At 73.6% G+C, this 10,061-nt stretch carries 10 protein-coding genes and 2 pseudogenes; all 12 read left to right on the forward strand.

Annotation, left to right across the window (positions count from 1 at the left end):
- Window positions 1-316: winged helix-turn-helix domain-containing protein (locus BJF79_RS22455; RefSeq protein ID WP_143220093.1), on the forward strand; the 316-nt coding region annotated here is incomplete at its 5' end.
- Window positions 317-391: 75 nt separating this feature from the next.
- On the forward strand, window positions 392-838 hold the full coding sequence (locus tag BJF79_RS22460; RefSeq protein WP_075900215.1) for a DUF2752 domain-containing protein: 447 nt from the start codon (window positions 392-394) through the stop codon (window positions 836-838).
- 90 nt (window positions 839-928) lie between these two features.
- Window positions 929-1,735 carry an indole-3-glycerol phosphate synthase TrpC gene (trpC, locus tag BJF79_RS22465; RefSeq protein ID WP_075900217.1) on the forward strand — a complete coding sequence of 269 codons (807 nt, stop codon included), beginning with the start codon at window positions 929-931 and terminating at the stop codon, window positions 1,733-1,735.
- A 117-nt stretch (window positions 1,736-1,852) separates the two neighbouring features.
- The gene (gene trpB / locus BJF79_RS22470) at window positions 1,853-3,091 is read left to right on the forward strand and encodes a tryptophan synthase subunit beta (RefSeq protein WP_075900219.1); all 1,239 of its coding nucleotides are present in this window, start codon (window positions 1,853-1,855) and stop codon (window positions 3,089-3,091) included.
- Window positions 3,088-3,901: pseudogene (gene trpA, locus BJF79_RS22475) on the forward strand (tryptophan synthase subunit alpha). Before trpB ends, trpA begins: the two are co-directional and overlap by 4 nt.
- A 164-nt stretch (window positions 3,902-4,065) precedes the next feature.
- Window positions 4,066-4,560, forward strand: coding sequence for a vitamin K epoxide reductase family protein (locus BJF79_RS22480; RefSeq protein WP_083733662.1), 495 nt, complete (start codon window positions 4,066-4,068; stop codon window positions 4,558-4,560).
- 120 nt (window positions 4,561-4,680) lie between these two features.
- Window positions 4,681-5,529, forward strand: coding sequence for a DsbA family protein (locus tag BJF79_RS22485; RefSeq protein ID WP_075900221.1), 849 nt, complete (start codon window positions 4,681-4,683; stop codon window positions 5,527-5,529).
- Window positions 5,530-5,690: 161 nt separating this feature from the next.
- Entirely contained in the window at window positions 5,691-5,942 is a 252-nt protein-coding gene (locus BJF79_RS22490; RefSeq protein ID WP_075900223.1) for a hypothetical protein, read from the forward strand.
- Window positions 5,924-7,795 (forward strand): prolipoprotein diacylglyceryl transferase, encoded by a 1,872-nt coding sequence (lgt, locus tag BJF79_RS51280; RefSeq protein WP_083733663.1) that lies wholly within the window; start codon window positions 5,924-5,926, stop codon window positions 7,793-7,795. The genes BJF79_RS22490 and lgt overlap by 19 nt, the downstream gene beginning before the upstream one ends.
- Before the next feature lie 3 nt (window positions 7,796-7,798).
- On the forward strand, window positions 7,799-8,509 hold the full coding sequence (locus BJF79_RS22505) for a VIT1/CCC1 transporter family protein (protein ID WP_075900225.1): 711 nt from the start codon (window positions 7,799-7,801) through the stop codon (window positions 8,507-8,509).
- Between the two features lie 109 nt (window positions 8,510-8,618).
- The gene (locus BJF79_RS22510; RefSeq protein ID WP_075900227.1) at window positions 8,619-9,416 is read left to right on the forward strand and encodes a hypothetical protein; all 798 of its coding nucleotides are present in this window, start codon (window positions 8,619-8,621) and stop codon (window positions 9,414-9,416) included.
- A gap of 82 nt (window positions 9,417-9,498) precedes the next feature.
- Window positions 9,499-10,061 (forward strand): annotated as a pseudogene (locus tag BJF79_RS53595) (hypothetical protein); the annotation flags it as partial.

Below are 10,061 nucleotides of genomic sequence, written 5' to 3' on the forward strand. Positions count from 1 at the left end.
GCCGGGCTCGGCTCCCGGGCCGCTGCGCGCCGGCCCCCTCGCCCTGGACCCGCACCGCCGCACCGCCGCGGTCGGGGAACGGCTCGTCGCCCTCACCGGCACCGAATCCGACCTGCTCGAATTCCTGATGAGCAATCCCGGCCGCGTCTTCACCCGCGAGCAGCTCCTCGACGCCGCCTGGGGGCCCGGCGCGGGCGCCGGAAGCCGCACGGTGGACGTCCACATCGCCCAGCTCCGCGCCAAGCTCGGCGTCGGCGCCCACCACGACGGCCCGATCCGCACCGTCCGCGGCGTCGGCTACGTCCTGGACACCTGACCCGCGGCGCCCACGGCCGCCCCGGTCGGGGGGCGGTGCGCGCGGGGTTCGTGGCGGCTGTTCTACGCTGGGCGCATGACCGGGCACACGACCGCGCATGTGCGTCCGCCCGCGCCGCCGGCGCGCCGGAGACGGGCGCTGCTGCCGCACGCCGCCGTGCTGGCCGGGGCCGCGGCCGGCGCGACGCTCGTCGCGTTCGTGGATCCGAACGAGGCGGGCCACTACCCGTCCTGCCCGTTCCTGACGCTGACCGGGTTCTACTGTCCCGGCTGCGGCATGACCCGGCTGGTCCACGCCCTGACCCACGGAGACGTGGGCGTCGCGTTCGGTCTCAATCCGCTGATGTTCGTGCTCCTGCCCGTCTTCGGTTACCTGTACGGGCGCTGGGTCGTGCTCAGCGCGCGCGGGCGGCCGATGCGGTCCGCGCTGTTCCGCCCCGTGCCCGTCTTCGCGTTCCTGGGCGTGATCGTCGTCTACTGGATCCTGCGGAACCTGCCGTTCGCGCAGGCACTCGCGCCCTGACCGGAACCGGGCCCGCCCTGCTGCGAGGAGCGTCCGGCGGGGCGGCTACGATCGGTGCACGGATCGACCTGAAATAGGGGGCCTGTCACCTTGAGCGTTTTGGACGAGATCATCGACGGCGTCCGAGCCGATCTCGCCGACAGGCAGCGCGAGGTTCCGCTCGACGCCCTCAAGGAGAAGGCGGCGGCGGCCCCGGCGGCGCTGGACGCGCTGGCGGCGCTCCGCGGCCCCGGCGTCTCGGTGATCGCCGAGGTCAAGCGCAGCAGCCCGTCCAAGGGCGCGCTCGCCGCCATCGCCGACCCCGCCGCGCTGGCCCGCGACTACGAGGCCGGCGGCGCCAAGGTCATCAGCGTGCTGACCGAGCGGCGCCGGTTCGGCGGCAGCCTCGACGACCTCGCCGAGGTCCGCGCCAACGTCGGCGTGTGCGTCCTGCGCAAGGACTTCATCGTCACCTCCTACCAGCTGTGGGAGGCCCGCGCGCACGGCGCCGACATGGCGCTGCTGATCGTCGCCGCCCTCGAACAGGACGCCCTGGTGTCGCTGATCGAGCGCGCCGAGTCGATCGGGCTCGTCCCGCTCGTCGAGGTCCACACCGAGGAGGAGGCCGAGCGCGCGGTCCGGGCCGGCGCGAAGGTCATCGGCGTGAACGCCCGCGACCTGCGCACTCTGCAGGTCGACCGCGGCGTGTTCGCCCGGGTGGCGCCGCTGCTGCCCAAGGAGGCCGTGAAGGTCGCCGAGTCGGGCGTGCGCGGCCCGCACGACCTGCTGTCCTACGCGTCCTCCGGCGCCGACGCGGTGCTGGTGGGGGAGAGCCTCGTGATCGGCCGCGACCCGCGCACCGCCGTCGCCGACCTCGTCGCCGCCGGGGCCCACCCCGCGCTCCGGCAGAGCGGCTGACGGCGGACCGGTAGGGTACGCCCATGCAGGTCGAACCGCTGCACGAGCGATGGCGGGGCCGGTCGATCCTCCGCTGACCGGTCACATTCCCATACGCCACGACAGGACACGTTTCCCATGACCACCGATACCGCGGGCGCCGCCGTGCCCGACGCCCTGCCGGACGCGCAGGGGCGCTTCGGGCCCTTCGGCGGGCGGTTCGCCCCCGAGGCGCTGATGGCGGCGCTGGACGAGCTCACCCGCGAGTTCGAGACCGCCAGGCACGACCCCGCGTTCACCGCCGAGCTCGACGACCTCCTCGCGAACTACGCGGGACGTCCGAGCCTGCTCACCGAGGCGAAGCGGTTCTCCGAGCACGCGGGCGGCGCCCGGGTGCTGCTCAAGCGCGAGGACCTGAACCACACCGGCTCCCACAAGATCAACAACGTGCTGGGGCAGGCGCTGCTGACCCGCCGGATGGGCAAGACCCGCCTCATCGCCGAGACCGGCGCCGGGCAGCACGGCGTCGCCACCGCCACCGCGGCGGCCCTCCTCGGCCTCGACTGCACCGTCTACATGGGCGAGGTCGACACCGAGCGGCAGGCCCTGAACGTCGCGCGGATGCGGATGCTCGGCGCCGAGGTCGTCCCGGTCCACAACGGCAGCCGCACCCTCAAGGACGCCGTCAACGAGGCGTTCCGCGACTGGGTCGCCAGCGTCGACCACACGCACTACTGCATCGGCTCGACCATGGGCCCGCACCCGTTCCCGCTGATGGTCCGCGAGTTCCACCGGGTCATCGGCGCGGAGGCCCGGCGGCAGTGCCTGGAGCTGACCGGCGCGCTCCCGGACGCGGTCGTCGCGTGCGTCGGCGGCGGGTCCAACGCGATCGGCGCGTTCCACGCGTTCGTCCCGGACGAGTCCGTGCGGCTCTACGGGTTCGAGGCGGGCGGCGCCGGCGTCGCGTCCGGACGGCACGCCGCGACGCTCACCGGCGGATCCCTCGGCGTCATCCACGGCATGCGCACCTACCTGCTGCAGGACGACGACGGGCAGACCCTGGAGACGCACTCGATCTCCGCCGGGCTCGACTATCCCGGCGTCGGCCCCGAGCACGCCTGGCTGCACCATTCCGGCCGCGCCGAGTACCGCGAGATCACCGACGACGAGGCGATGAACGCGTTCGCGCTGCTGTGCCGCACCGAGGGGATCATCCCCGCGATCGAGTCCGCGCACGCGCTCGCCGGCGCCCTCAAGGTCGGCGGGGAACTCGGCCCGGACGCCACCATCGTGGTGTGCCTGTCGGGCCGCGGCGACAAGGACATGCACACGGCCGCCACCCACTTCGGCCTGATGCCCGAAGGGGAGGGCCGGTGACCGCCAAGACCGCCTACGCCAAGGCGAAGGCCGAGGGACGCGCCGCGCTCGTCGGCTACCTGCCCGTCGGGTTCCCGTCCGTCGACGGCGCGATCGAGGCCGCGAAGACGATGGTCGACGCGGGCTGCGACGTCATCGAGATCGGCCTGCCCTACACCGACCCGATGATGGACGGCCCCGTCATCCAGGACGCCGTCCACCGCGCCCTCGTCGGCGGGTTCCGCGTCGCCGACGTGTTCCGCACCGTCGAGGCCGTCGCCGCCACGGGCGTCCCGACGCTCGTCATGACGTACTGGAACCCCGTCGACCGCTACGGCGTGGACGCGTTCGCCCGCGACCTGGCGTCCGCGGGCGGGTCCGGGCTGATCACCCCGGACCTCACCCCGGAGGAGGGCGGCGACTGGCTCGCCGCGTCCGACGCCCACGACCTCGACCGGGTGTTCCTGGTGGCGCTCAGCTCCACCGACGAGCGCATCGAGACGATCACCGGCGTGTCCCGCGGATTCGTCTACGCGGCGTCGCTGATGGGCGTCACCGGCGCCCGCCGGGCCGTCGACACCGGCGCGCCGCGCCTCGTCGAGCGCACCCGCGCGATCATCGACAAGGGCGGCGCGGACCTGCCCGATCGGGCTCGGCCTCGGGGTGAGCGACGGCGCCCAGGCCGCCGAGGTCGCCGGGTTCGCCGACGGCGTCATCGTCGGGTCGGCGTTCGTCCGCCGCCTCCTCGACGCACCCGACCTCGCCACCGGCCTCGCGGGGCTGCGCGCCCTCACCGAGGAACTCGCGGCGGGCGTCCGCGGGAACGCCTGAAGCCGGACGTCCGGACGTCCCCGGGACACGCCGCCGCGGCGAATCCCGGGGACGTTTCGTATCCATCCGGGAACCAACGGACGGCCGCGATCGGTTGATGCTTGTGGGACCGCCGCGACCCCGTAAGGTGTGTTCGCCAGCGGAGGCGGTCCCGGAGGATCACGATGACGCAAGAGAAGACGGTGGAGGAGCGCGACGGCGCGGCGGCGAAGGCGCCGGTGCGGCCGCCGTGGTTCCTGGCCGCGGCCTGGCTGCTGACGGTCGCCGGGATCGGGATCTCGGGCTACCTCACGATCACGCACTACGACGACGCGGCGCTGGTGTGCTCGGCGACGTCCACGGTCGACTGCCACGCGGTCACGACCAGCGACTACGCGAGCCTGCTCGGCATTCCGATGCCGTTCTTCGGGCTCGCCTTCTTCGTGGGCTTCGCCGTGCTGATCACCCCGTGGGCGCTGCGGTCGCAGTGGCCGCCGCTGCGCTGGGGACGGATCGCGAGCACCGCGCTCGGCGTGCTGTTCGTCGTCTACCTCGTGACCGTGGAACTCGCGCTGCTGCATAAGATCTGCCTGTGGTGCACCGGGGTGCACGTCATCGCTACCCTGCTCTTCATCCTCGTCCTGATCGACGAATTCCGGCGGATCGGTCAGGTCGACTAGCGGGGCCTCCCCTCCGTCCCGGCCGGTCCGGCGGGCCGGACGGGACGACCCGCGGGAACCACCGAACCGCCGGGACCGCGCCGCCCGACTCGGCGCGGCCCCCCACGCATAGGAGTGTCAATGAGCAAGGCCGCACGGGAGCGGTCCGCGCGGGAGCGCCTGGCCGCCGAGCGCAAGCGGGAGGCCGCGCGGGCGAAGCAGCGGCGGCTGCTCGCCATCGTCATCGGCTCGGTGGTCGCGGTGGCCGTCGTCGTGGTCGGGACCGTCCTGATCATCGATCAGCGGAACAAGAACAACACCGCCGTCGCGCACGCGGGCGAACTGGCCCCGCTGAGCCGTCAGGACGACGGGTCGATCGTGATGGCGAAGGAGGGCGTGACCAAGCCGGTCCTGGAGATCTTCGAAGACTTCCAGTGCCCGATCTGCAAGGACTTCGAGGAGACCACCGGCGAGACGATCGAGAAGCTCGCGGCCGACGGCAAGGTGAAGGTCGTCTACCGGCCGTTCCACCTGTTCGGCCAGCAGCAGGACCCGATCAAGATCAACTCGCTGCGGTCGGCGAACGCCGCGCTGTGCGCGCCCGCCGACAAGTGGATCTCCTACCACGATGCGCTCTTCGGCTTCCAGCCGCGCGAGGGCAGCGAGGGCTTCGCGCCCGACGACCTCGTCAAGTGGGGCCGCGACGTCGGCATCACCGACCCCAATTGGGAGTCGTGCGTGCGGGACATGAAGCAGGAGTCCAAGGTCCAGCAGATGACCAAGTACGCGCTCGAAGAGCGCGGCGTCCAGGGCACCCCCGCGGTGTTCCTGGACGGGCAGCAGATCGACAACAACATCGCGATGAACCCCGCCACGCTGCGGGCCGGCATCGAGGCCGCCGCCGCGGCCCCCTCCGCGTCGCCGTCGGAGTCGCCCTCCGCGTCGCCGTCGGAGTCCTCCTCGGAGAAGCCCGCGGATTCCGAGGGGTAACCGCCCCCCGGCAGCCGACCCACGACGCGCCGCCGTACGTCCCCGCCGACACGGGGCGTGCGGCGCGCGTCGCGGCGTGTGACGAATATCCCCCGTTCGAGGGCCCGCCGTCGGTACGCTCGGACCTGCTGCGCAAGTCAGGCCGATCGGGGGATCGAAGCATGGCCGACAATGACCGTTCCGCCCGGCGGCGGCTCGCGGACGAACGTGCACGGGACGCCGTCCGCGCGAAGCGGCGGCGGCTCCTGGTGGTGGTGCTCGGCGCCGTCGCGGCGGCGGCCGTCGTGGTCGCCGCCGTCGTCCTGGTCCTGGGGCGCAGGAGGGCCCGGACCCGATCGCCGAATACGACGGGCCGCTCGCGCCCGCGACCCGGCAGCAGGACGGCTCCGTCGCGATGGCCGAGCAGGGCGTGAACGCGCCCGTCCTGGAAATCTACGAGGACTTCCAGTGCCCCGCGTGCCGCGCCATGGAGGAACAGCTCGGCGCGACGGTCAAGGAACTCGCCGCGAAGGGCGAGGTGAAGGTCGTCTACCGGCCGTTCCAGCTGTTCCAGCAGGACCCGCTCATGTCGAACTCGCGCCGCGCCGCGAACGCGGCGGCCTGCGCGCCCGCGGGCAAGTGGGTCGCCTACCACGACAAGCTCTTCACCCACCAGCCGCCGGAGGGCGACGAGGGGTTCGCGCAGGACGAGCTGATCAAGTGGGCGGCCGAGGTCGGCATCACCGGGCAGCAGTTCGAGACGTGCGTCCGCAAGATGCAGAAGATCGAGGAAGTCGAGAACGCGACCGTGGCCGCCGGGCGGGCCGGTGTCGACGCCACGCCCTACCTGGCGCTCAACGGCCGCAAGCTCGGCGGCGACGCGCTCACCGAAGAGGGGCTGCGGGACGCGATCGCGGGGGCGCAGGGAAGCACGCCGTCCCCGTCCGGCAGCGCGTCCGGCGGCACGTGCGGGCAACGCGGCGGGCTCCGGCCGCGGCGCGCCGGCTCCGGCGGCGCCGCGACGCTGGGCGTAGCGCGGCACGTGCGCGCGCCGGAGGCGGTAACGTCAACGCCCATGCAGCCGCTCGCCTTCATCCCGAGTCCCTCGCAGGGCGTCTGGCACCTCGGGCCCGTCCCGATCCGCGCCTACGCCATCATGATCATCCTCGGCATCGTCGTCGCCGTCTGGCTGGGCGAGCGGCGCTGGGCCGCCAAGGGCGGCCAGCCGGGCACGGTCATCGACGTGGCGGTGTGGGCCGTGCCGTTCGGCCTGGTCGGCGGTCGGCTCTACCACGTGCTGACCGACTACCAGCGGTACTTCGGCGCGGACGGCGACCCGCTGCGGGCGCTGGAGATCTGGGAGGGCGGACTCGGCATCTGGGGGGCGGTCGCGCTCGGCGCGGTCGGCGCCGCCATCGGCTGCCGGACGCGCGGCGTGTCCCCGTTCGCGATGGCCGACGCCGTCGCGCCCGGGATCGCGCTGGCGCAGGCGATCGGCCGCTGGGGCAACTACTGGAACCAGGAGCTGTACGGGCGGCCCCTGGACACGTTCTGGGCGCTGGAGATCGACCGGGACAACCGCCCCCGCCTCGCGGACGGCGTCACCCTCGACCCCGAGTACGCCGACATCGCCACCTACCACCCGACGTTCCTGTACGAGTCGCTGTGGTGCCTGGGCGTGGCGATCCTGGTCATCTGGGCGGGCCGCCGCTTCAAGCTCACCCACGGACGCGCGTTCGCGCTGTACGTCGCCGCGTACACCGTGGGCCGGTTCTGGATCGAGCTGCTGCGCATCGACGACGCCCACCACGTCCTCGGCATGCGGCTGAACAACTGGACGTCGATCGCCGTGTTCCTCGCGGCCGTCGCGTACATGTACCTGGCCCGCAACCGCACCGGCCCGGAGAACGTCGGCGCCTCGCCCGACGACGACGGGCCGAAGGCCGACCCGGAGAAGCGACCGGACGACGCACCGGAGAAGTCCGAGAAAGCCGAGAAGGCCGAGAAGGCCGAAGAGCCGGAGAAGCCGGACGTCCCCAAGGGCGCCGAGCCCGAGGCCGAGCAGGCCAAGGACGCCGAGCCCGAGACGGACGAGCCGGCGGACGGCGAGCCCGAGACCGGCGCGTCCGAGGACACGACGCCCGCGGACGACGCGCCCGAGCCCGCGACCCCCGAGGACGACGAGCCCGCGACCGGCAAGGCGGAAGCCGAGGACGACGAACCCGAGGCCGCGACGCCCGAGGACGACGAGCCCGCCGAAGCCCGGTCCGTCAAGGACGGCAAGTAGGCGATGAACCCACCGGCGACGCCGGAGAACCATCACCAGCACCGCGACGTCACCGGCGGCTGGCTGCGGCCCGCCGTGTTCGGCGCCATGGACGGGCTGGTCTCCAACTTCGCGCTGATCGCGGGGATCGCGGGCGGTTCGGGCGGCCGGCAGGTCGTGCTGCTGGCGGGCCTGGCCGGGCTTGCCGCCGGGGCGTTCTCGATGGCGGTGGGGGAGTACATCTCGGTGGCGTCCCAGTCGGAGCTGGCCGAGGCGGAGATCGAGGTGGAGCGGCTCGAACTGGCCCGCCACCCGATCGCCGAGCAGCGGGAACTGGCGCAGGTCTTCGAATCGCGGGGCGTGGACCCCGAGACGGCCGCCGAGGTCGCCCGGCAGTTGTCGCGCGACCCCGACGAGGCCCTCGAAGTGCACGCCAAGGAGGAGATCGGGATGGCGCCGGGGGACCTGCCGTCCCCGCTGCTGGCGGCCGGTTCGTCGTTCCTGTCGTTCGCCGTGGGCGCGCTGCTGCCCGTCCTGCCGTACCTGCTGGGCGCGACGTCGCTGTGGCCCGCCGCGGTGGTCGCGGCGCTCGGGCTGTTCGCGGCGGGGGCGCTGGTGTCGCGGGTGACGACGCGCGCCTGGTGGTTCGGCGGGCTGCGGCAGCTCGTGTTCGGGGCGGCGGCCGCGGCGATCACCTACGGCGTCGGCGCGCTCATCGGAACCAACGGCGTCTGATCCCGCCGCGGAGGCGACGTCGCCACCGAAACGTGACCTTGGGCCATCGCAGCGGACAAAACCTCCTTTCCGGCCCGCGCGGTGCGGTCCGACCGCTAAGCTCCCGGGCGTGATCGAGGCACGTGACACTGGTTCCCCCGGGACGCCGCCCAAGGGCGGACGGGACATCCCGCCGAAGAACGACGGCGCGTCCGGTTCGAAGCGTCCGGCTCCCAAGCTGCTGTTCGGTGCGGCCGCCGCGCTCGTCGTGGTGGTCGTCGCGGTCGTGGTGGTCGTCCTGGTGACGAGCGGCGGCGGCGAGGAGAAGGCACCGGTCGCGAAGGTGGTGCCGACCGCCTACACGCCCGACTACAACGGACGCGGCTTCACCAAGATCGCGTCGCGGCAGGCGGACCAGCGGGCGATCACCGAGGCCGAGGCGTTCGGCGGCGACGCCAAGACCATCCAGAGCGGTCGGTACACGTTCACGCAGGCCGCGGCGCAGCTCACCGACTGCAAGAGCGCCACCTGGGGCGACCGGCTCCAGCAGGACCTGGCCACGCACGGCTGCACGCAGATCGGGCGGGCCGCCTACGTCAGCGCCGACAAGAAGTTCGTCGGCCAGTTCTTCGTGGTCAACCTGAAGGACAAGGCGGGCGCCGACCAGATCCTGCGCACCCTCGACCCGGGCGCGAACGCGGGCTGGATCCTGCCGCTGAACCCCGAGGGCGTCCCGGCCTTCGGCAAGGGCTTCAGCGCCGCCTACGCCCGCAACTACGGCCACTACGCCGTGATCACCTGGGTGCAGCAGGCCGGTGGCGGCCAGGGCGCCACCCTCAACGACCTGATCGACGTGAGCCTGGCCGTCGAGAAGCCCGCCGACTTCCTGTGGGCGCGGCTGGGCCTGGCCGACGAGGCGGCCCAGTGACCCGGGCCGTTCCGGACCGAGTCGTGCCGATGCGAGCCGGGACGGGCGTGTCACCGGCCCGCGGGCAGTAGTCTGCGCCGTCGTGGAGTTCGATGAGCCCGGCCGCCGTCCCGGCGGCCCCCGCAGCGCCCCGGTGAACCGCCAGGCCGGGCGTCGGCCCGCCCCCCGCCGCACGTCCGGACGGACGGCGACGCCGCCCCGGCGCGGCGCCAGGCCGGAGCCCGGCCGGTTCGAAGCCGCACGGCCCGAGCCCGGACGGCCCGAGCCCGGGCGCGCGCGTCCCGCGGCGGCCGAGAACGCGAAGGGCAAGGGCGGAGCGAAGGCCCCCAAGCCCCCCAAGCCGTCCAAGCCCGCCAAGGGCCGGAAGGGCGGGAAGGGACGCCGTCCTCGAACGCGCCGGCACCCGGCCCTTACGCGCCCGACGCGCCCTACGCACAGCACGCCCCCGGCGGTGCGGGCCGACGCGTCCGCCGCGCGCCGGCGTTCCCGCCTCGGCGGCCTGCCGGGCCCGAAGGCGTACTTCGCCGCGGCCGGGGCGCTGGCCGCCGTCGTCCTCCTCGGCTTCGGCGCCCTCGCGGTCACGGGCGGGACGGACGCGCCGACGCCCGCGGCGCGGCGCTCCCGCCGATGGGCACCGCGGCGGAG

The sequence above is a fragment of the Actinomadura sp. CNU-125 genome (genome assembly GCF_001942465.1).
Taxonomy (GTDB): domain Bacteria; phylum Actinomycetota; class Actinomycetes; order Streptosporangiales; family Streptosporangiaceae; genus Spirillospora.

Coding starts and splice junctions, on each gene's coding strand:
- BJF79_RS22460 (WP_075900215.1), top strand. CDS start 392: ATGACCGGGCACACGACCGCGCATGTGCGTCCGCCCGCGCCGCCGGCG.
- trpB (WP_075900219.1), top strand. CDS start 1,853: ATGACCACCGATACCGCGGGCGCCGCCGTGCCCGACGCCCTGCCGGAC.
- BJF79_RS22480 (WP_083733662.1), top strand. CDS start 4,066: ATGACGCAAGAGAAGACGGTGGAGGAGCGCGACGGCGCGGCGGCGAAG.
- BJF79_RS22485 (WP_075900221.1), top strand. CDS start 4,681: ATGAGCAAGGCCGCACGGGAGCGGTCCGCGCGGGAGCGCCTGGCCGCC.
- BJF79_RS22490 (WP_075900223.1), top strand. CDS start 5,691: ATGGCCGACAATGACCGTTCCGCCCGGCGGCGGCTCGCGGACGAACGT.
- lgt (WP_083733663.1), top strand. CDS start 5,924: ATGGCCGAGCAGGGCGTGAACGCGCCCGTCCTGGAAATCTACGAGGAC.
- BJF79_RS22505 (WP_075900225.1), top strand. CDS start 7,799: ATGAACCCACCGGCGACGCCGGAGAACCATCACCAGCACCGCGACGTC.